Origin of the sequence: uncultured Clostridium sp. (assembly GCF_934754925.1) — a bacterium.
Classification (GTDB): domain Bacteria; phylum Bacillota; class Clostridia; order Clostridiales; family Clostridiaceae; genus Clostridium.
Map to the genome: position 1 here is coordinate 184,946 of NZ_CAKVJA010000001.1, position 22,008 is coordinate 206,953.

Sequence of the window (22,008 nt, forward strand, 5' to 3'; positions counted from 1 at the left end):
ATCAAATTATAAAATAAGATATTTTATAGTGTTATAAGGAAGGTATTATTTATTAATTTTATTACATAAAATCATTATCGAAAATGATTTTAATTTTGGAATTTCATTACAATTAACTTTCTCTAATATTTTTAATCCTGATATCTTATCATTAGCAATGATATTCCAATATCCAGTTTTAGAAATAGGTATATAAGAATTTACATCATAATTATCAATGTCTGTAGCATTATAAATAACTATAATTTCCCCATTATCATATTCACTTAAATCAATATGGTTTATTATAACTCCACTATTTTCATTATTATTAGCAAATATAAACTTTGCTTTGTTTTTTATAATCTCAACATTATCTATGTTGAAATATGGTAATTTTTTTCTTATATCTATTAATCCTTTAATATAATTAAATACATCTCTAAATCTATACTTGTCACTCCACTTAATTGAATTTATTTCATCGCTACTTCTATAACTATTATGATCCCCTTGTTTTGTCCTTAAAAATTCCGATCCATGCTGAATAAATGGAATTCCTTGAGCTGTAAATAATATTGCTAAACCTAATAAGTTCTGTCTTACCAAGATATTATCTAATGGGTAAATACCTATATTTTTTCTGTAATTACCTTGAGATAAAGATAGATTTTGACTTTTTTCTATTTGATCCCAAAGGGTATAATTATCATGTGCATCTACATAGTTTATACTTTCTTTTGGATTAGATGTTAATGTATAAATAGAACCTTTTAATCCCTCAATTATAGTCCAATTACAAATATTATTATGCTGCTTACCATTTATAAATCCATTTGATGGATTATTATCTCCTCTTATTGCATCTCTAAAGGTATCATTAAAGACTGAAAAATTTTCATTTCTTTGAGAGCCTTTGAATGTTCCGTTCATTAAAGGTGAGTTTCCGCCTTTCCAAGGCTCACCGTAAATTAAAAAGTTTTGATCAAGTTTAATAGATTTACGAACTATTTCTTTAGTAGTATTTATATCAATTAGTTCCATTAGATCAAATCTGAATCCGTCAATTTTATAATTTCTTATCCAGTGCATGCATGAATCTACTATAAATTTTCTCACCATTGGTCTTTCAGTTGCAAGTTCATTTCCACAACCAGATCCATTAGTAAATCTTCCAAGGGAATCAGTTCTAAAGTAATATCCTGGAACAATATTATCCATATTCACAGTACTCATCATATGATTATAAACCATATCCATAACAACTCTAATACCTTTTGAATGAAATTTCATAATCATTTCTCTTAGTTCAATAATTCTTGTTATTGGATTATAGGGATTTGTTGAGTAGCTACCTTCTGGAGCATTAAAGTTTTTCGGATCGTATCCCCAATTCCTATTATTAGAACTTGGAAAACGTTCATCTACTGAACCAAAATCAAAAACTGGCATTAAATGAACGTGCGTTATTCCTAATTCTACCAAGTGATCTAATCCTGTTGTAACAGTTTTTCCACTATTAATATCTTTATATACTGTATTTTCTTGAACTGCTCCTAAATAAGTTCCCCTTAGACTATCATTTACACCAGAACTTTCATCAATTGTAAAATCCCTTATATGCATTTCATAGATAATAGAATCTTCTTTTCTTTTTAATTCAGGTATAGCATGATTTATAAAGCCGTAGGGCTTTGTACTTTTATCATTTATGTCTAGTACATACCCCTTATCACCATTAACACAAACTGAAGTTGCATATGGATCTACTGCATAGGTTATCTTATCACATAGTTTACCGTTTATATCAATATCCTTGAAATAAATTTTATACAAATAATACATTTCATTTGCATCATCTTTATTTATAACAGTTGTATATACTCCTGTTTTATAATCATATATCATAGGATATTTGCTTGATGGATCTTCTTCATTAATATACCATTCTTTATAGAGTAATAATTCTACTTTGTAACTTGTAGGAGCCCAAAGCTTAAAAGAAATTGCAGTATTTAGATAAACTATTCCTAAATCTTCCTTTGAGTAGTAGAATTTATCTAAAAATTTTCTAAATAGTACTTTATAAGGTTTATAAGAATTAGAAGCAGAAACTAAAAGTAAGTCATTAGCACGTATATGTTTAGGAATATTAGTTATAATAACTTCTTTTCCGCGTATTATAGAAGAGGTTCCTTCAACTTTCTCACCATTTAAATATAATTCAAAATCAGCCCCTAATAAAGGTTCACTTGAAAGATACACTTTTACTTTATTATAATCATCCATAATAGCAAACTTTATATTAGTTTGAGTTGCTATTATAGCAGATTTTAGAGATGTATATCTCCTTGCATCACCATAGGCTATATATATGTCTTTATAATTTCCTTTTAAATCATAAGTATTGGTTTGCTCTGACCAATAATTTATCCAATTATTTCCCCATTGTTTTTTTCGAATAATTAAGTAATCTTCTTTTATATATGAAGCAAATCCATAATCAGTATTGAATGCAAAATCTCTTTCTTCACCATTACAATTCTCACCAAATAACCAGCAATTCCATATATAATCATGACCTTGATAGTTATTATCTTCTAAATAAAAATGTACTAATGTACCACTATATTTATTGCTTTCAACAATTATTTTCTTAGTAGCAATTAAATCTTTATCAATAACTTTTCCACAAACAATAATTTCAGTTCCTTCCTTCACATTATCATTTACTATTAGGTAGCCATTTTCTATTTTTACACCATCAATATCTTTTTCTAATGACCATGTCATTTCAGGAAGTGATATTCTTCCATATAAACCAGTACATACACCAATTAGTTCTACCGGTCTTTTATAAGTTACTATATTATTAGATGAATAGATTTTTATTATATCAGTGATTTTTTCCCATATAAAACTAAAACTGTTTTTTTCGTTTCCTTCTGAATCTATCCATATTTCATTTCCATTACAGTCAATTAATATATATTTATATCTATATTCTCCTGGTTTAAGACCTTGTGGAAAATTTATCTCTCTAATCATTTTAAGAACACCATCATTTGTATCTACTTGCCAGTTTAATTTATAATCTTCTGACTTCTCCCAAGCATTGAAATCACCTACTACATATCCATAGATACAACCATCATATTTTGCTGTAAATCTTATTGTATTAGAAAGAGGACATAAATCTACCGAGTAACTTCCTCTTTCATTATCGTTTATTTCGAATTTTTCAATATAATTAGTACTTTTCATATAAACACCCCGCTATATAATTCTAGTCTAAAATCTAATGATAAATACATTAAAAGTAAGCGAAAATATATATTTTAACCATAGTATGAAATAATTGTAACATTTTTAAGGGGATTTTCCTATAAAAGTCTATAAAAAAAACAAGATAAGACATTTTATAAAACGTTTTATCTTGTTTCACAATTAAAGTATTTATTTAGAAACTTAAGCTAATATCATATAAATTGAATTTTAAATTTATTCAACTTGTGTTAATAATCTTCTCATTACATCTTTAAGTTTATTATATCCTAATTCATCATTAGCCATTACTAAAACAGCCTTTATATCATTATCAGATGGTTCCCATTTATAGGCCTTAAAATCTATTATAGAATCTTCCGGTAAGTATTCTTCTAGTTCAAAACCTAATTCTTCTGTAGAAGCCATATATTCATCAAATAAAGAATCCTCATCTAATTCATTAATATTAATACTTTCTGCTATTTCTTCATTTAACACATCAATACTTACACTTAAGTTGAAAGCAATTATATCTTCTCTTTTAGAACCCTTACTCATATCCTTTATTACCTTAAATTCAGTATTTTCTTCAATTATATTTTTAATATCCTTACTATCTAAAACTCTATTTCCAAACGCTATATACACTACTCTATTTCCTCCTAGGTTTTAATTTGTTTTTTGCAAAAGTTAATATAATTTTTGCAAAAGATATTATATCCAAAAATCTTATTTATAATTTAACAAAATAAAGTATAAATATCAACAGCAAATAATAATTTTTAATTTTGCATTTTAATATTTTATATTTTTATAACTCTCTTTAATGATATACTTATTGCTTCATAAAGAATAAATCCGCCTATTGTATTTATAAAAAGTGCTGGAATTACGACAGTTACAAAAAGTATTGAAAAGTCAGCTGGTAATCCCACAATATATTGAGCAGATAATAAAAAAGTAGTTCCACTTATTAATGTCCCTAAAGGAAAGCTTATTATTACTAATAGTTTTTCTTTGATATTATTAATATTTATATATTTTATTATCTTATTTAAAGATAATAAAATAATATACATTAAATTTACAGTAACTATCTTATCTATAATATTAGGTAGTTGCCCCCCAGGAAATTTAGTTGTTAAAGCAGTAAATATCCCTGTAATTATTGCTGCAATTAGAGATGTTTTATAATCATTATTATTAATTATCATTATAATAAAAAGCATTGCTAAAGCAAAATCAGGTTGCATTGGTAGACCTAAAGCCGGAGTAATTTGATGTAATATAGCACCTATAGCTAAAAGAAGAGCATTAATAATCATTTTTTTTGTATTTATATTTGTTTTCATTGATATTCCCCCTAAATTTAAATAATAATAAATTTTAAAATTAGCTACTTTTCATACCATAATTATCACCTTCTTTAATTTTATAAAAATAAAAAAACTCCATCCTATAAAAAATAGGACGGAGTAAATAATCCGCGGTACCACCTAATTTATGAAAAATAAATAATAAATTTCATCACTTAAAACCAAGTACTAAGATACTTGTCCTACTATAACGTGTAGGCTACGGTATCCGGTACTAAGAAATCTTTTCCCTTTACTTCTCTAAGGCCCATTCATATAACTCTTTCTTGCTAAGATCTCACCAGCCTTAACTCTCTTTAATGAAACTAAGATATACTACTATCCCTTGTCTAAGAATTTAAATTTATCTTTAATATTATATTATGCATAAATTGGAAAAAAGTCAATATTATTTTTTAATATTATTTATTGATATATTTGAAACCTGTGGAAATAAGTTTTCATAAAACTTATCGAAGCCATCATCAACTAAGAACACTTCTTCTTTATCATCTACATAAAATTTATTCATAGTACTTATTACTAAGTCAAATTTTTTTAGATTATTTTCTTCAAGTAATACTGTATAAAGATAAGCTAAATGATTTTGCATATATGATTGTATATTATTCATTTCTTCTTCGGAAATTTTTCCTTCTTTACATAGTTCTTTAATTGGACCATTTTTAAATGCAAAGTAAGATGAGGCTTTTGCTATATTAGCTATATATTCTTGTGGCTTTCTATTATTCATATTTAGTTATTTCCTTTCATTTGTAAAATATTATATTTTATATAAAATATTTTATAGTACTATTAATTTACTTACAATAGTTTTTAATATATTATATTACTCTAAAAAATCTAAGCTTTCTTCAATTTCTTTTATATGATTTTCCATTATATATTTAAACCAATAAGTATAGGCTTCTGGATTGTTTTTTAAATCAGTTTTTATTTCATTTATTGATATCCATTTATAATCTTCAACTTCCAAGGGATTTATATAAACCTTATCTGAATATTTACCAAAGTATACATGATCAAATTCATGTTCTATAAGGTTATTATCAAACTTAATATAATAGATAAAAGAAAATACCTCTTTTAAATCACAAGAAAATCCCATTTCCTCTTGCAAACGTCTTTTAGCAGCATAAGCTGTATCTTCATTTTTATTAGGATGTGTACAACAAGTATTTGTCCAAAGACTAGGTGAATGATATTTTCCACTATATCTTTTTTGTAAAAGTAGTTCATTTTTTTCATTAAAAATAAATACTGATAATGCTCTATGAAGTACTCCTTTAATATGAGCATCCATTTTCTCAATATATCCCAGTTCTTTATCTTTTTCATCAACACAAATTATAATTTCTTTCATTTCAAAAATCTCCTTAATAACTTTTTATAAATAATCTTTTATAGAATTGAGATATCTTAGATAAAATAAGCGTCGCTAGTAATTTACGACGCTTATTTTAAAATATTTATAAATACTTTATCTTCTTTTAAGCAATTTATACAAACCAATAAATCCTATTAAAGCACCTACTCCAGCCATAATTGCAACCTTAGAATCTATATTCTTCATTTTATCCATTATTGAATTAATATTACAGCATTCACATGAACATTCAGAATCATCATCTATAGAATCATCATAATCATCATCTAAATAGTTAATACTATCATCATAATCAATATTATTATAATCAGAATCAGATTTATAAAAATTAATAAATTCTTCTTCACAATTATCTAAGTCTTTGTAATATGCTCTTTGAGTAATAGCAGGAACTTTTATTTTTTTTGTAGCTGCATCTAAATTTTTGCTTAAGTTTATTCCTATACTTTGGTACATAAGTATCACCTCAACCTTAGTATAATCACTTTTTTTAAACTTAATTCAAATTTATAACTTTTCTATTTCTCTAATTTCTTTTATATATGTTTCATTAGTATTATCTGCATCATGTACTATATATAAATAAGTTAAAGCATCATCATATTGTTTTAGTGCTTTATAACACATTGCAATACCGAAATATACATCTATTGTACCTTCTTGTAAATCTATTGCTTTTTCATAATTTACTAATGAGCTGTTATAATCTCCAATACTAAAATAGTATTCACCTAATCCAATATAGGCTCTACCAACACTTTCATCAATATCTAATGCTTTATTAAAGAAGTCTAGTGCTTTATCTTTATTATTTAGATATTTTAGATTAATCCATCCTAAATTAATTAATATATATGCAGTATCATTAGAATTTAATACATTATAGTTTAATATATCCTCACCTAAGTTAATAGCCTCTTCATATTTATTTAAATTAATATTAATATCAATTAAGTAAGCTGTAACAAAAAAACTAGTAGGATTTTCTACTCTTAACTCTTCAAATACAGACTTACTTTCATCAAATTTATTTAAGTAAAATAAAGATTCTCCTAATAAGCTTTTAGCATATGTAATGTTAGTACAATTATTATCTAAGCCAGTTTTTAAAGTACTCACAGCTTTATCAAATTCATCTAATGACATATAACAATCAGCAATATATGCATAAAAATCTGAATTATTACTTTTCTTTAATGCATTTAATGAAAAGTCAAGAGCTAATTCAACATCTTCATTCATTAAATCATTATATTTTTCTAAAAAGTCTTTATTTAATTCCATCATAATACCTCTTTTTATTGTATTTTAGCAAGATTATTCAAATAATCTTAGTATTTCATCTTTTGATAGTTCAAAAATATTATTAGTGTCTAGAGAGTTATCATCTAAAATTTTATTTATTAATTGCTTTTTCTCATTTTGTAGTTTAATAACCTTTTCCTCTATTGTATCTTTTGCTATAAGCTTTATTACTTCAACAATATTTTTTTGACCTATTCTATGAGCTCTATCGCTTGCTTGAGCTTCTACAGATGGATTCCACCATGGATCAAAGTGTATAACAACATCTGCACTTTGAAGATTTAGTCCGGTACCACCAGCCTTTAAACTTATTAGAAATATGGGTATATTACTTTTATTAAAAGTGTCTACTTCCTCATTTCTTTTCTTATGTGACAGTGTACCATCTAAATAACAATATTTCAAATTTTCTATTTCTAGTCTTCTTCTTATATTGTGCAAAACAGAAGTAAATTGAGAAAAGACTAATATTTTATGACCTTCATCATTACATTGATGCAATAATTCTATTAAAGCATCTATTTTACCACTTTCACCTTGATAACTTTCTAGTACAACGCTTGGATCTAATGCTATTTGCCTTAATTTTGTTATATATGATAGTATTTCTATCTTACCATTAGAAAACTCATCATCACGTATTTTCTTTTCAATTAAATCTATAACCTTATTATTATAAATGCTATAAACTTTTTGTTGGGATTTAGGAAGTTCTACCTCAATAATTTTTTCGATTTTTAGAGGAAGTTCTTTAAGAACATCCTTTTTTAGTCTTCTTAATATAAAAGGTTTTATTAAGTTTTTAAACTCAATAGATAATTCATTATTATCCATAAATCTTCTATAATATTTAACTATAAAAGTATCCCTATCAAATAAGTATCCAGGCATTATAAAATCAAATATAGACCATAACTCTAATAAAGAATTCTCAATAGGAGTTCCTGTAAGAGCAAACTTACTTTTACTATTGAGTTTTTTTACACATATTGAATTTTGTGATGTATAGTTTTTTATATTTTGTGCTTCATCTAATATCACACAATTAAAATCTATATTTAAGTATTTATCTATATCATTTTTAAATAGTGAATATGTAGTTATTAGAACATCATATTTTTCAGTATTGTCTAAAATTTTACTTCTATCATCTATTCCTCCTGTAATTAATTTAACATTTAATGCAGGAGCAAATTTGCTAAATTCTTGTTTCCAGTTAAAAACTAGTGAAGAGGGAGCTATAATCAATGAAGGTTCACCTTTAATAGAAGATATAAATGCAATGGTTTGTATGGTTTTCCCTAATCCCATTTCATCTCCTAATATTCCACCAAATCCTAGGTTATATAAAGTTCTTAAAAAACAATAACCAGTATATTGGTATTGTCTAAGCTCTCCAACAAACTCTCTTGGAAGTTCATATTTTAATTTATTTATATTATTAAATTGTGATTTAAGATTTCTTAGATACCCAATTCCCTTCATAAATTTTATATTATTTTCTTTTATAAATTCATTTGCGTATAAGCCTTTACTTTTATGAAATTCTATTGTGTTATTTTTTATATTATTACAAGAATTAAGATTATCTATTAGTTTTAAAAAATTATTTAGTTCTAAGGACTCTAAATCTAAATATTCGCCATTTTCAAGTTTATAGTATTTTAAATTATCTCTAAAGGATCTTAAAACATTACTTATTTCAAATTGTGGAATGTCTTTTATATCAAATTTTAATTCAAAATAATCATATTTCCCAGCAGATATATGACCCATTATCCCCTTAGAGTCTATCCTACGAATTCCTTTGAAATTTTCTGAATAATAGACTTCACCAAATTTTTGCAATTCATGAACCTTATTTTTAAAGAAATTATATATATAATCATCACCTAATGTTAAGTAATACTTATCATTAACAGAATCAAATCCAAGTGATTTTAAAGCTGACATAACCTCTTGTTCTTTATTAAAATCTCGATATATTATTTTTTCATCAAATTCATTAAAGATATTAAACTCAAATTTATCATATTGAACTTTTAAAGTCATTAGCACAAAGTTATTTTCCTTATTAAAATAAAAGTTGAATTTTGGTTTAGCTAAAACAACCTTTTCTTTAATGTTAGAAGATAATATTAAATTATCACTTATATTATTAAGGGTTGGAATAAGTTCTTTTAAAACTCTTTCCTCTTCACTTTTTGGAATAATAATTTTATTATCTTTTTGAAAGATTTGAAAATAAGGTTTTATTTTATTAATAAAAGTTCTCTCAGGTAAATATATAGTGGTACCTTTAAATAAAACATTATAATTGTTATTTAGTATTATAGGTAAGTCAGATAGAAGCTGTAGTCTATATTCTTTATCTATATATTCTAAGTTGATTTCTATATATGGGTTGCCGAATAGTATCTCACAATCAACAGGTCTATTAAAGAATCCATCATTAAAGTAAACACGATGATCTTTTATAATATAAAATAATTCTTTAATTAAATACTTAGGCGGATATATATACTTACCTTCAATTAATTTGTCATTAGATTTTAGATATTTAGGTTTATTACCTTCTATTTCTAGAAGTTCATAAATAAAATCAATTAAAGCAAGATCTTTACCTGAAAAGTATTGCTTATTTATATCAAATGTGAAATCATTACTATATTTTAGAGATATGTTATTTTCATAATATACTAGAAATTGTCTTATATCTCTTATTATATTTAATTTATTAGAAGGTTTATTTTTTAATCCAATTTTAAATTCTATAGAAAGCTGCCCTTTATAGTCTATTTTATTTAAATATAGTTCTATCTTTAATTCTTCTTTATTTTTATCTCTAAGAAGGATGTCTAAAACATTTGAGTTTTTATTATTATACATATTCCTCCTCCTTTACAATTTTTAATTATATCATATGTAAATAAGTATTTAGAAGTAGTGAGAGAGTAAAAAAAGCCATACTATAAATTAGTAGGGCTTTTTTATCAATTTACTGATTTTCAATTTTATCTAATTTTTTATTGTATAAAAACATATATAGTGATACAGCAAATATAATTATATATCCAAGAACACTTAGATAATCTGGGATAACACCAAATAAAACTATACTTATTATTGCTGAGAAAAGGATGTTACTATAGTCAAATATAGATATTTCTTTTGCCTTTGCATATTTATAAGCTATAGTAATACCAAATTGTCCAATACTAGCAAATATACCAGCTAAGATTAAATAAATAAACTGTAACATAGACATTTCTTTATATACAATTAACATAAATGGCAATATAACTATTGTAGAAAAGAATGAAAAGTAAAATACAATAGTATAGTATTTCTCTTTTCCACCTAGAACTCTTAAGCATGTATAAGCAGCAGCTGCACATATAGCACCACATACACCAATTAATGAAGGAATCATATCAAAATTGAATTGTGGTTTAATTATAAATAATGCTCCTATAAAAGCTACAATAATAGCTAGTCCTTGTTTTAGATTTATTTTTTCTTTTAAGAAAAGAGCGCTAAATATTATTACAAAGAAAGGGCTTAATTTATTTAACATATTAGCATCAGATAATACTAATTTATCTATTGCATAGAAGTTGAAAACTATTCCCAATGTACCGAATAATGAGCGTAAAATTAAAATTTTCTGGTTTTCTAATTTTCCAAAGAAACTTTCTTTATTAATAAGTATTAATACAAATGCAATTATACAAGATGTTATATTTCTAAAAAACGTCTTTTGAAAAGATGGTAAGTCTCCTGAAAGCTTAACAAAAGCAGACATCATAGCAAATCCAAATGCAGATATTATTATAAATAAAACTCCTTTTGTTCTATTACTTAATGTTATGTTTTTCATATATCCTCCTAAAAAACTTTTCTTTTTATAGATTACCATAAATAATAATCATCATCTATATCTAATTATTAATTAAGATATAAATTTAAATAAAAAAAGATCTATTTTTTAGTAGAACACCCTATAGTGAATAGAGATAATACTATTTTTATAGATCTTTCTTTACTTATTTAAAATTTAATGCTAGATACTTGTCTAACCATATTTAATTCATTTTGAGATTCAACTTGAATTAATGTTTCATTCCAATCCTTATCAAAAGCAATTTTAAATATTTCTACATCGCTTTTATTATTTATTGGAGCCATTGCAACATATTCAGTTTTATTAATTAGCTTCTGCTCTAATATAGCATATTCAATTTTATTTCCTGCTTCATCTGTAAATTTCATAGTTTTTTCAGACATTTTAATCTCTCCTTATAACATTAATAGTATTAGTATTATAAAAAGAAGAGGAAATTATTATATATGTTTATAAAAAACACACATAAGAACTTATGTTCTCTTTTAATAAAAATGTCATTTTAGTGTTAAATTATCAATTAATACTGCATTAAATTAACAGTTTAATTTTACATAATAGGATTTTATGATATTTCAATTTTATCATTATATATATGCCTATCTATGATTTTTCCTGAATCCATGGATACAATTTTATTAGAAACAAGCTTTGCAAATTCCATATCATGAGTAATTATAAGCATAGACATACCATTTTTACTCAAACTTTTAATTAATGAAGCAACATCCTTTGTTAATGATGGATCTAAAGCCGAAGTTGGTTCATCAAAACACATTAATTTAGGTTTCAATGCTAAAGCTCTACCAATAGCTACTCTTTGTTTCTGTCCACCAGATAATTCACAAGGATAGTTATTAGCCTTATCTAATAATCCTAAAAATGTTAAAATTTCATTTGCATTTTGTATTGCAGTATCTTTGTTTTCGCCTAATACTCTAATGGGAGCTTCAATAATATTTTCTAATACAGATTTATGAGGAAAAAGATTAAATCCTTGGAAAACAAGCCCTATATTTTTTCTAATATTATTAATTAATTTTTTATCTGCATACGTTCCATTTTTACAAAGAATTTCTCCATTAATTTCTATACTGCCTTCTTCACATGTCTCTAAACCTGTTATTGTTCTAAGTAAAGTGGTTTTTCCACCACCGGATGGTCCTACTATTACAACAATTTCACCTTCACTTATATCTAGATTTACATCTTTTAATACTGTTGTATTGCCAAAAGTTTTTTTTAGCCTTCTAATCTTTAACATAATCCACCTCTTAATTATAGTATTGATATTTTTTTTCAAGCTTGTCTAATATCTTTGTTAAAATTCCTATAAGAATTAGATAAACTATTCCGATAATTAGTAATGGTAGTAAGGAGGAATCTCTATTACAAGCTATTTTACCAACTCTTAATAATTCATCTAATCCTATAACATATACTAAAGCTGTATCTTTTACTAAAGTTACTATTTCATTTGATACAGGTGGTAATACAATTTTAAAAGCTTGTGGAAGAATTATTCTAAAGAATGTATCTTTTTTTGATAAACCTAATACATGAGATGCCTCATATTGACCTATATCTACTGTGGATATGCCTGCTCTAAAAATTTCCCCAAAGTATGCACCGTAGTTTAATGTAAATGCAATTATAGCAGCTGGAAATCTATCTATTACAATATTTAGATTAGGAAGCCCAAAAAATATAAATACTATTTGTAGAAGAAGAGGAGTTCCCCTCATTATTAAAATATAAAATTTTGTTATTTTATTAATGATTTTTACTTTAGATAGCCTACCTAATGCAACAACAATTCCTAGAGGAATAGCTAATATTAATGTTAAAATAAATAGTTCAAGTGTTAGCTTTAACCCTTCTAAAACTTGTGGCAATAAGGTGAAAAAGTAATTTATAAATGTATTAATTGTGACTATTATATTTTCCAATTTAGTTACTCCCTTTTTGTTTATTCAGATTTTATTGTAATATCTTCATTAAACCATTTTTTTGATATTTCTTGTAATGTTCCATCTTTTTGCATTTCTTTATAAGCTTTGTTAAAGGCATCTACCATCTCTGTATCACCTTTTCTTATGCCAACACCGTACTCTTCATCTCCAAAGTTATCATCTAATATTTTAAATTTATCTTCACCCTTTAAGTTTAAATAGTATCTTACAAGAATTTCATCTGCTACTACAGCATCAATCCTACCAGCTTCTAAATCCATTAAAGCTTGATTATTATCTTCAAAAGTAATAGCACATCCACCATTAAAACTAGCATATAAGTCCTCTTCTTTCTCCATTGCAGCAACCGCTGAGGATTCGCTTTGTGCACCAACCTTTTTATTAGCTAAATCTGATTTTGAATTAATATTGCTATCAGCTAGTGTTACTATAACTTGTTTATTTTTTAAATATGGAACTGAGAAGTCTACTTTATTTTTCCTTTCCTCTGTTATTGTATATCCATTCCATATTAGATCTATGTTACCTGACTTTAGTTCAGATTCTTTCATTGTCCAATCAATTGGCTGAAAAATAATTTCTTTATTTAGCCTTTTACCTAATTCTTTTGCTAAATCAACATCAAAACCAGTTATTTCACCAGACTCATCTTTAAACCCCATTGGCGCAAATGCATCATCCATTCCAACAATAAGTATATCTTTATCTAATGTACTTTCAGATGCTTTATTAGAGCATCCAATACCTGCAATTATTAAAACTAAAATACTTCCTCCTAAAAATATATTTTTTATTAATTTGCAAAAATTCATAAATATATACCCCCTTATCAAATACTTTTTTATTTAATACTTTAATATGTTAAAGTATTAAAATTAATCTTTTTTTATATTATGATATAAATAAAAAAATGATGAATATAAATTCATCATTTTTATTACAATATTTAAAATTAACCTAAAATATCAGTTAAATATTTTCTAAGTTCCATATCTAAGGAGTTATCTCTTAGATATATTAATTTACTGTTTATTTCTTCATCCTTATTATGTAAAGAGTAAAAACTTAAAGCTGCTTTAAGTCTTAAATCTTCATCTACAGATGATAAATCAAATTCACCGTTCTCGTTCTTCAAAATTAAAGATAATTCTAATACTTCGTCACTAAGTGCTACTGCTTTCAAAAATATTAATTGTTCTCTTGTAAATTTTCCTACATTATTTATTATGCTTAATGTAACATCATATGCCGACTCAATATTATTATCATAGATATATTTTTTAAAGTAAATTTCTAGAGTTCTTAAAACCTTTGGATTATTTTTAACTTGTGATAAAAAACCTAATGTTGAAATTATATTTTCATCACTAAAATTCTCCATTATATAAATAATAGAATCTATAATTTTATCTTCTTCAATTCCTTTAGCTGCCATTTTACATAATAAGTTTACGGCTTTTATGCTACTACTAGATTTATCATTAGCTATTTTCAATAATTCATCAACACTATTTTCATTAAATGAATATAATATAGTTAAAACGGCATTCTTTACAGCATTAGGCCAAGCTCCTAATCCATTATATCTTCCTTTTAATGCACTAGGTTTTGAAATACCACCATATAGATATTCTGTTAAGGGTTGTATATTTTCTATTCCTATTGCCCTTGCAGCTTCCTTTGCATATACTTCCATGGAATCAAAGCTTTGAGACTTATCAACTACTTTTAATATTTCACCAGTTATTAAAGATTTTAATTCCTCTGGTGTAAGTTCACTTCTATTATGAAACTCTTCTACATTATCTATTACAAAATTATAATTAAAGTTATCAGTTTCATTATTTATAGTATTTATAATAGTATTATCTTCTTCTTTTATTTCTTTTATATTTAAAGCTTCTTCTAAATCAATGTTCTCTTCAATATCTTTTTTTCTTTTAAAAAAATCAAATATCCCCATTTATGTTACCTCCTAATTCAAGTTCACTTATTACATCTATAGATGATTCTTTTAATAATTGTGCTGTTATGCCCATACCTTTTATTTTTGTTCCGTTAAATTTACCATCATATATATAATTAACACCACATGATGGACTACCATCTTTTAATATAGCTTTTTTTATGTTTAATTTTTTTGCAAGTTGTAATGTTTCTTGTGCACCTTTTATAAATTGTGGCGTTACATCATTACCATTTTTATCAATTACTAATCTATTGTTATTTAGCATATTTAAAGATTGCCCTATAATTTCGCTAGGTATTCGCGGTGTAGGTAATCCCCCTAATTGTTCTGGACAAACTAAAATAGCTTTTCCAGAAGTAAATAATTTATCACATATTTCATTATAATTATTCAATCCATTGTATTTACAATTTACTCCACACAAGCATGCGCTTATTAAATACATAAAACCCCTCCTTACTATGCTTTAATTATAGCATACTAAGAAAGGGGTTAAAATGAATTTAATTTATTAATTTAACTCTATTTTAATTCTACAATGGTTACACCATCTCCACCTTCGCCATATACACCTAGTCTATATGATTTTACATGTGGATGTCTTTTTAACATGTCATTAATAGCTTTTCTTAATATTCCTGTTCCTTTTCCGTGAACTATAGTAACTTCACCTAAGTTTCCTAAGTATGCCTCATCTAAATATTTATCTGTTCTATAGCAAGCTTCTTCAGAATCCATTCCTCTTAAGTCTATTCTGCTATCAACAGACTTCATGTTTAATTTAACTTCTCTTTTTCTTTTTTCTTTTTTCTTTGGTTCATCAGGAACTTTTCTTAAATCCTTTAGCTTAACGCTAATTTTCATTATTCCTGCTTCTACCTGTACATCACCTTTATTATCAGGGTTTGATACAATTATTACTCTTTGATTTAATGATGGTAGGAATGCTTCCATACCAAGAGTAACTTTAGTAATAGCTTCACCAGTATTTTCTCTAGATTTAATCATAGCTGCTTCTTTTTCTTCAAGGCTGGCTTTAAGTTTTCTTCTTTCTTCTTCAAGTCTATTTCTACCACCTTCAGCTATTCCCATTTTTTCAAGTTCTCTCATTGCTTTTACTATTTCATCAGCTTCATCTTTTGCATCAGAAATAATTTGTTTAGCTTCTTGACGAGCTTCATTATAAACCTTATCTCTAATTATATCTAGTTTTTTTAGCTTCTCATCATATTTCTTTTTTAGAGCTTCTGCTTCATCTTTAATTCTTTTAGCTTCTCTTGCATCACGATTGGCTAATATGCTTTTTTCCTGAAGATCTCTAATTAAATCCTCAAATTGAAGGTTTTCTTCGGACATAAAATCTTTAGCCTTTAATATAACATCATTACTTAATCCAAGTCTTTTCGATATTTCAAAAGCGTTAGATTTACCAGGAACACCTATTAATAATCTATATGTAGGTTTCAAGGTTTCTACATCAAATTCAACAGAGGCATTTTCAACACCTACTGTTCTTAAAGCGTATCCCTTTAATTCACTATAGTGTGTTGTAGCTATAATTCTACATCCTCGTTTATTTAAAGTTTCAATGATTGCCACTGCTAATGCAGCACCTTCAGTTGGATCAGTACCTGAACCTAGCTCATCAAATAGTATCAAAGAATCAAAAGAAGCAGACTCTAAAATTGTTACTATATTAGTCATATGTGATGAAAAAGTTGATAATGATTGTTCTATACTTTGTTCATCACCTATATCTGCAAAAATATTCTTAAAGAATCCAATTGAAGATCCATCCTTTGCTGGTATTAATAATCCGCTTAAGGCCATTAAATGTAATAAACCAACAGTTTTTAGTGTTACAGTTTTACCACCTGTATTAGGTCCTGTAATCATAAGGGTAGTAAATTCCTCACCTAAATATATATCAGAAGGAACAACTACTTTAGGATCAATTAAAGGATGTTTTCCACCTAAAATATCAAAACTCCTATCATTTCTAACAGCTGGCTTTATTGCATTTAATGAAGAAGCATATTTACCTTTAGCAAATATAAAATCTAATTCTCTTAAAATATTAGAATTACTTCTTAAAGCATCAATATTATCATGAACTTTTGCAGAAAGATCACTTAATATTCTTTCTATTTCAGCCTTTTCTTTAAGCATTAATTCCTTGATTTCATTATTTAAATTAACTAAACTAATTGGTTCAATAAAAAGTGTTGCTCCCGTAGAACTTTGATCATGTACAAGACCTGGTACTGCACCTTTATATTCTGATTTAACAGGAACTACGTATCTATCTCCTCTCATTGTATAAAGAGAATCCTGTAAATACTTCGAATTAGCTCTAACTATAGAATTAATTTTTTCTCTAACAGATGAATTTTTTTCTTTTAGACTTCTTCTTATGTTATATAAAGTTCCACTTGCTTTATCACTTATTTCATCTTCAGAAATAATAGCAGAATTAATTTCATTTTCAAGGTTTTTTAGTGGCACTAAAATATAAGCTAAGTCTTCAAGATGTTTATATCCTATTTCTTCTTCTTTCCTTGAAACATACTCTTTAAACCTTCTAGAACATCTAAGCATTGATCCAATTTTTATTAACTGACCAGGATTTAATGTGCCTCCTTTTCCAGCTCTCTCAAGTTCTTCTTTTGTTTCATGTAAGCCTTCAAATGGTGGAGTTCCTTTTTTTATTAATATATCTAAAGCTTCATTAGTCTCTTCTAGTTTATTTTCAACTTCATAAATTGAATTATATGGAGAAAGAGCATCTATCAACTCCTTTCCACCACTAGTTACAGCATAATTTCTAAGTTTATTTTTTACTTTGTTAAATTCTAAAATTCGTAAAGTTCTTTCCTTCATAAATTTCTCCTATATAAACGCTATTTTTTTATATCTTTTGATAATTTTTGATTATTAAGAATTAATAGTATTGTTACTACAATATTTATAATTAAAATTAACATATTAATTGTACTTTCATAATAATGAGTTTTTCCAATAAAAGAAGAAATTAAAATTAACATTGCACAAACGACAATAGCAAGTAAAATAATACTTGTTTTCCAATTACCTTTTATTTTAGCTGTTACTTCAACTTTTTCATTATAAGATAAATTTTTAAACCAATTTGTTTTAATTATAGATGATGATTTTCTCATTTGAATAACTCCAAATAAAAATACAGAAATTAACAACACTACATTTAGTATTCTCATAGCGCCCCTCCTATTCTATTCCTCTTCTAAATTGCCCCTTTGTATAATTATTTTTATCATAAGCTTCATTATTTTTATACATATTAATTACTTTTTTAACTTCGTCATAACTTTCATCTCTAAAATCAAATCTAAATGTTTTAATTCCAATTTCCTTTAATGTACTAATTTCATCAAATAAATTTAGTGGTACTGGATTTAAAATATAACTTCTGCAGAATAAATCAGTCATTACTCTATTTTTTTCATTTACTCTATCTATAAGAGTGAATTTATCTCTAGTACAAATTGCATTACATTCTACATTAGTTTTTCTACCTCCAAAAGTACTTCCTATAGGACAATATTCACTAATCATAAGCTCAGGTTTACCATAAATAACATAAGCATTATTACCTTTATTTTTACGAGTTATTTCTTTAATTTCAGATTTGTTTAATTCCATACTTAATGTAGGAATTGCAATTTCTTTTTGATAAAATTCTAAACTTTGAGAATTCATTATATTAAGTTTATAATCACCAATTATAGTAAGTGAATCTTTATATACATTAATTAATCCTATATTAGAGGTTATTAGCCCTTTTATATAAGGTTTAGCTTTATCTATAAATTTACACACCTTATCAAATTCACCTTTTATTATAGAAGATGTTTTAATATATAAATTTACATCATCATTTACCTTTTCAAATATATCTATTAAATCTGATATTCTAAGAGCACCTGATTCTCTACTAAAGATGTCAATGGCTATATGTTTTATATTACAATCTAATAATGCATTAAGTTGATCCTTTGTAATGCAACTATATATTTCAGCAATATTCATATTATTATTTATTGAGTTAGATAGTTTTTTATCTTCTTTTTTTGATCGTTTTCTTCTAGACTCTTTACAAATACTTTTTGCAATACCTTCTAAAGCATCTCTTCTTAAATTATTTAAATCAGCAATACGTAAGAATCCATCTTCAAAGTCAGTAAATTCAATAAAATCTAACTTAAATGGAATATCACCAGATTTTTTTAATGCTTCTTCAATTCTTTCTCTATCTAAAGGTCTTTTTTCTGCCTTTTGTACAATTTCACCAATAAAGATATATTCTTTATTATTATGTATTATGCTTAATTCTATTGGAGAATTAACCACAAATTTAACTCTTGCATTTAAAGAAATCTTCTTGCTATAAGGCTTAATATAGTCTTCTAATTCATCAAAAAGTTGTTTATTTAAACTCTTAAATAGTTCATCACCTTTTTTATAATCTATAGGGAAAAGTTTAACACTATCACCTCTTTTAGCATTTGAAACTTCTTTATCATTTAATAAAATTTTACTTACTGAAAAGCCTTTATCCCTATATCTAACTCCATCCCCTAAAGATAAACTTTCCTTAAGTTTAATTTCACCAGATTTTTCAACTACACCTAGTGGAACTCCAGTATTTTTAGGTGAATTGAAACTCATCATATCGCGACCGGTATTTCCTTTTAAATATGCGTTGGTAAATCCACTTCTATTAAAGAGTTGAAGTAATTGTACTTTACCTTCTTTTTCATTATATTTTTTCTTAAATAGCACTTTATCTACAGCTTTTCTATAATTGTCAACTACTCCAGCTACATATTCAGGTCTTTTCATTCTTCCCTCTATTTTTAAAGAATGAGTTCCACTTTCAACTATATCTTTAACATCATCTATAGTACACATATCTTTTGGACTTAATAAATGACCTTTTTGTTCACCTGATTTCTCACCTTTTAATATATATTCCATTCTACATGGTTGAGCACATCTTCCTCTGTTACCACTTCTTCCACCTATTATTGAACTCATTAAACATTGTCCAGAATAACTAACACAAATTGCTCCATGAACAAACATTTCAGTCTCTATCATTAAATCTTTTGAAATGTATTTAATTTCATCAATTGTCATTTCTCTAGAGAGTACAACTCTATGAAATCCCTTTTCCTTAAAATATATAGCAGCTTCTCCATTATGAATTGTCATTTGTGTAGAAGCATGAAGTTCAAAATCAGGATAATCTTCTTTAATTCGTTTAAAAAGACCTAAGTCTTGGATTATTAAGGCATCTGCACCTATTTCATATAAATATCCAACATATCTAACTGCCTCTTCAACTTCATTTTCTTTTAGTATTGTATTTATGGTTACATAAATCTTAACACCATAACTATGTGCGTAATCAATAGCTTTTTGCATATTTTCATTATCAAAATTAGATGCATAAGCTCTAGCAGAAAATTTGTTTCCACCAAGATAAACAGCATCAGCGCCTTTATTTATAGCAGCATATAAACTTTCCATGCTTCCAGCAGGTGCTAAAACCTCTATTTTATTCATAATAATCTCTCCTAAATTTAAAAAAATTAATGTAATCTTTTGTTTGAAATTTATAATATTGACTAATTAATTTAGCATAACTACTTATTGTTATAACATAATTGTTATTGTTTTTCTATACTAATTAAAATAAGTCTGCTCATTGATGAACAGACTTATCTTAATAGTGGATTTTTATCTCTTTTTTCTAATGCTAGATTAAATTGAGTATCAATAAGTTTTTTCTCTAAATCTAAAACTTTGTACTTATAGTTTTGTAATTGGAAGTTAATATCCTTATTACGCAATCTATAAGTTTCCTTTTTCTTTAATGCATCTTGTAACTCTATTTCTAATGAGTTAATCTTTTTCTCCATAGTATTTTTTTCTTCTAAAGTTTGTTTTTCATTTAATAGTTTAAATTCTTCTAATTCAGCTTCTTTAAATTTCAATTTTTCTATTAACTTACATTCAGTTTCCTTCAATTCAGAGTTTTCAATAGAATAGTTATTAGCTTGAACTTGATATGTTGATACTTTTTCCTTAAGGTCATCATTTTCATCACTTAATATAAGATTAATTTTTTGTGTTTTTTCTAATTTTGTAATGGCTTCTTCAAATTCAGAAATTGATACTCTATTATTTATTTCATCAGTACAACTTTTAACCTTATCTTCAAGTTTTTGATTTGTACTTTGCAAGTCTAATAATTCTTTGTTTAACTCTGAAATTTGAGTTTCATTATTATTGTTTATTTCAGTTAATGTTTTTACTTTCTCTGTTAACTCTTCACTTAATAATTTATAGCTTTCTAACTCTTTTAACTTTGATTCCATATCAAAGATAACAGACTTTAGAGACTCAACTTCCGAGGCCCTTGCTTTTGCAGTTTCGTCTATTTCAACTTTAAGTTCTCTTAATCTTTCTTTTAATGTTAAATGACGTTCTTCAAGAGAATTTTTTTTCTTAGTAATATTTCCAATTTCTAAATCACATTTAAAAAGTTCATCAGCAATATTAACAGCAGTAAGAACTGCAGCAGAACTTGTACTTAATTTTTTATTGCTTCCTGAAATTTCTCTTATTTTAGTATCTACATAAGCGGCAACTTCAGACAAATATCTTTCATCTTCTTTTCCTCTCAAATTATATTCAATACCATTTATTACAACCGTTACCGTATTCATTATATTACACCTCTCGAATTTTCATTATGCCATAATTATACCACATTTGACCTAAAATAACTATATGTTACCTTA

General features: G+C 25.9%; 19 protein-coding genes and 1 other annotated feature. All 19 genes read right to left on the reverse strand.

Features of this window, described 5'->3' with window-relative positions:
* Nucleotides 1–45: 45 nt before the first annotated feature.
* Complete coding sequence (pulA, locus tag Q0G30_RS00870) at nucleotides 46–3,243, reverse strand: type I pullulanase (protein ID WP_294385273.1); 3,198 nt, start codon at nucleotides 3,241–3,243, stop codon at nucleotides 46–48.
* A gap of 237 nt (nucleotides 3,244–3,480) precedes the next feature.
* A complete protein-coding gene (locus Q0G30_RS00875) occupies nucleotides 3,481–3,894 on the reverse strand; it encodes a hypothetical protein (protein ID WP_294385276.1) in 414 nt (137 codons plus the stop codon).
* 155 nt (nucleotides 3,895–4,049) lie between these two features.
* Nucleotides 4,050–4,598 (reverse strand): tryptophan transporter, encoded by a 549-nt coding sequence (locus Q0G30_RS00880; RefSeq protein WP_294385279.1) that lies wholly within the window; start codon nucleotides 4,596–4,598, stop codon nucleotides 4,050–4,052.
* Nucleotides 4,599–4,709: 111 nt separating this feature from the next.
* Nucleotides 4,710–4,963, reverse strand: a binding site (T-box leader).
* Nucleotides 4,964–5,010: 47 nt separating this feature from the next.
* A complete protein-coding gene (locus Q0G30_RS00885) occupies nucleotides 5,011–5,355 on the reverse strand; it encodes a hypothetical protein (RefSeq protein ID WP_294385280.1) in 345 nt (114 codons plus the stop codon).
* A 96-nt stretch (nucleotides 5,356–5,451) separates the two neighbouring features.
* Nucleotides 5,452–5,985 (reverse strand): isopentenyl-diphosphate Delta-isomerase, encoded by a 534-nt coding sequence (idi, locus tag Q0G30_RS00890; RefSeq protein WP_294385281.1) that lies wholly within the window; start codon nucleotides 5,983–5,985, stop codon nucleotides 5,452–5,454.
* 117 nt (nucleotides 5,986–6,102) lie between these two features.
* Nucleotides 6,103–6,465, reverse strand: coding sequence for a hypothetical protein (locus tag Q0G30_RS00895; RefSeq protein ID WP_294385284.1), 363 nt, complete (start codon nucleotides 6,463–6,465; stop codon nucleotides 6,103–6,105).
* A 51-nt stretch (nucleotides 6,466–6,516) separates the two neighbouring features.
* On the reverse strand, nucleotides 6,517–7,296 hold the full coding sequence (locus Q0G30_RS00900; RefSeq protein WP_294385288.1) for a tetratricopeptide repeat protein: 780 nt from the start codon (nucleotides 7,294–7,296) through the stop codon (nucleotides 6,517–6,519).
* Between the two features lie 30 nt (nucleotides 7,297–7,326).
* Nucleotides 7,327–10,203: an SNF2 helicase associated domain-containing protein gene (locus Q0G30_RS00905; RefSeq protein WP_294385292.1), complete on the reverse strand. Its 2,877-nt coding sequence runs from the start codon at nucleotides 10,201–10,203 to the stop codon at nucleotides 7,327–7,329.
* Between the two features lie 109 nt (nucleotides 10,204–10,312).
* Nucleotides 10,313–11,194 (reverse strand): DMT family transporter, encoded by an 882-nt coding sequence (locus Q0G30_RS00910; protein ID WP_294385294.1) that lies wholly within the window; start codon nucleotides 11,192–11,194, stop codon nucleotides 10,313–10,315.
* A gap of 170 nt (nucleotides 11,195–11,364) precedes the next feature.
* Complete coding sequence (locus tag Q0G30_RS00915) at nucleotides 11,365–11,601, reverse strand: DUF1292 domain-containing protein (protein WP_294385297.1); 237 nt, start codon at nucleotides 11,599–11,601, stop codon at nucleotides 11,365–11,367.
* Between the two features lie 182 nt (nucleotides 11,602–11,783).
* Nucleotides 11,784–12,482 carry an amino acid ABC transporter ATP-binding protein gene (locus Q0G30_RS00920; protein WP_294385300.1) on the reverse strand — a complete coding sequence of 233 codons (699 nt, stop codon included), beginning with the start codon at nucleotides 12,480–12,482 and terminating at the stop codon, nucleotides 11,784–11,786.
* A 10-nt stretch (nucleotides 12,483–12,492) separates the two neighbouring features.
* Complete coding sequence (locus Q0G30_RS00925; RefSeq protein WP_294385535.1) at nucleotides 12,493–13,134, reverse strand: amino acid ABC transporter permease; 642 nt, start codon at nucleotides 13,132–13,134, stop codon at nucleotides 12,493–12,495.
* Nucleotides 13,135–13,187: 53 nt separating this feature from the next.
* Nucleotides 13,188–14,003, reverse strand: coding sequence for an amino acid ABC transporter substrate-binding protein (locus tag Q0G30_RS00930; RefSeq protein WP_294385303.1), 816 nt, complete (start codon nucleotides 14,001–14,003; stop codon nucleotides 13,188–13,190).
* Nucleotides 14,004–14,143: 140 nt separating this feature from the next.
* Nucleotides 14,144–15,154 (reverse strand): hypothetical protein, encoded by a 1,011-nt coding sequence (locus Q0G30_RS00935; protein ID WP_294385306.1) that lies wholly within the window; start codon nucleotides 15,152–15,154, stop codon nucleotides 14,144–14,146.
* On the reverse strand, nucleotides 15,141–15,605 hold the full coding sequence (locus Q0G30_RS00940) for a DUF523 domain-containing protein (protein WP_294385309.1): 465 nt from the start codon (nucleotides 15,603–15,605) through the stop codon (nucleotides 15,141–15,143). Before Q0G30_RS00940 ends, Q0G30_RS00935 begins: the two co-directional genes overlap by 14 nt.
* Nucleotides 15,606–15,682: 77 nt before the next feature.
* On the reverse strand, nucleotides 15,683–18,040 hold the full coding sequence (locus Q0G30_RS00945; RefSeq protein WP_294385310.1) for an endonuclease MutS2: 2,358 nt from the start codon (nucleotides 18,038–18,040) through the stop codon (nucleotides 15,683–15,685).
* A gap of 20 nt (nucleotides 18,041–18,060) precedes the next feature.
* Nucleotides 18,061–18,396 (reverse strand): hypothetical protein, encoded by a 336-nt coding sequence (locus tag Q0G30_RS00950; protein ID WP_294385313.1) that lies wholly within the window; start codon nucleotides 18,394–18,396, stop codon nucleotides 18,061–18,063.
* Nucleotides 18,397–18,406: 10 nt separating this feature from the next.
* Nucleotides 18,407–20,767, reverse strand: coding sequence for a U32 family peptidase (locus Q0G30_RS00955; protein ID WP_294385316.1), 2,361 nt, complete (start codon nucleotides 20,765–20,767; stop codon nucleotides 18,407–18,409).
* 155 nt (nucleotides 20,768–20,922) lie between these two features.
* The gene (gene zapA, locus Q0G30_RS00960; RefSeq protein ID WP_294385318.1) at nucleotides 20,923–21,933 is read right to left on the reverse strand and encodes a cell division protein ZapA; all 1,011 of its coding nucleotides are present in this window, start codon (nucleotides 21,931–21,933) and stop codon (nucleotides 20,923–20,925) included.
* Between the last annotated feature and the right edge of the window lie 75 nt (nucleotides 21,934–22,008).

Bases quoted from the DNA above. Each gene is read 5' to 3' on its own strand.
- pulA (WP_294385273.1), bottom strand. From the start codon at position 3,243: ATGAAAAGTACTAATTATATTGAAAAATTCGAAATAAACGATAATGAA.
- Q0G30_RS00880 (WP_294385279.1), bottom strand. From the start codon at position 4,598: ATGAAAACAAATATAAATACAAAAAAAATGATTATTAATGCTCTTCTT.
- Q0G30_RS00885 (WP_294385280.1), bottom strand. From the start codon at position 5,355: ATGAATAATAGAAAGCCACAAGAATATATAGCTAATATAGCAAAAGCC.
- idi (WP_294385281.1), bottom strand. From the start codon at position 5,985: ATGAAAGAAATTATAATTTGTGTTGATGAAAAAGATAAAGAACTGGGA.
- Q0G30_RS00895 (WP_294385284.1), bottom strand. From the start codon at position 6,465: ATGTACCAAAGTATAGGAATAAACTTAAGCAAAAATTTAGATGCAGCT.
- Q0G30_RS00900 (WP_294385288.1), bottom strand. From the start codon at position 7,296: ATGATGGAATTAAATAAAGACTTTTTAGAAAAATATAATGATTTAATG.
- Q0G30_RS00905 (WP_294385292.1), bottom strand. From the start codon at position 10,203: ATGTATAATAATAAAAACTCAAATGTTTTAGACATCCTTCTTAGAGAT.
- Q0G30_RS00910 (WP_294385294.1), bottom strand. From the start codon at position 11,194: ATGAAAAACATAACATTAAGTAATAGAACAAAAGGAGTTTTATTTATA.
- Q0G30_RS00915 (WP_294385297.1), bottom strand. From the start codon at position 11,601: ATGTCTGAAAAAACTATGAAATTTACAGATGAAGCAGGAAATAAAATT.
- Q0G30_RS00920 (WP_294385300.1), bottom strand. From the start codon at position 12,482: ATGTTAAAGATTAGAAGGCTAAAAAAAACTTTTGGCAATACAACAGTA.
- Q0G30_RS00930 (WP_294385303.1), bottom strand. From the start codon at position 14,003: ATGAATTTTTGCAAATTAATAAAAAATATATTTTTAGGAGGAAGTATT.
- Q0G30_RS00935 (WP_294385306.1), bottom strand. From the start codon at position 15,154: ATGGGGATATTTGATTTTTTTAAAAGAAAAAAAGATATTGAAGAGAAC.
- Q0G30_RS00940 (WP_294385309.1), bottom strand. From the start codon at position 15,605: ATGTATTTAATAAGCGCATGCTTGTGTGGAGTAAATTGTAAATACAAT.
- Q0G30_RS00945 (WP_294385310.1), bottom strand. From the start codon at position 18,040: ATGAAGGAAAGAACTTTACGAATTTTAGAATTTAACAAAGTAAAAAAT.
- Q0G30_RS00950 (WP_294385313.1), bottom strand. From the start codon at position 18,396: ATGAGAATACTAAATGTAGTGTTGTTAATTTCTGTATTTTTATTTGGA.
- Q0G30_RS00955 (WP_294385316.1), bottom strand. From the start codon at position 20,767: ATGAATAAAATAGAGGTTTTAGCACCTGCTGGAAGCATGGAAAGTTTA.
- zapA (WP_294385318.1), bottom strand. From the start codon at position 21,933: ATGAATACGGTAACGGTTGTAATAAATGGTATTGAATATAATTTGAGA.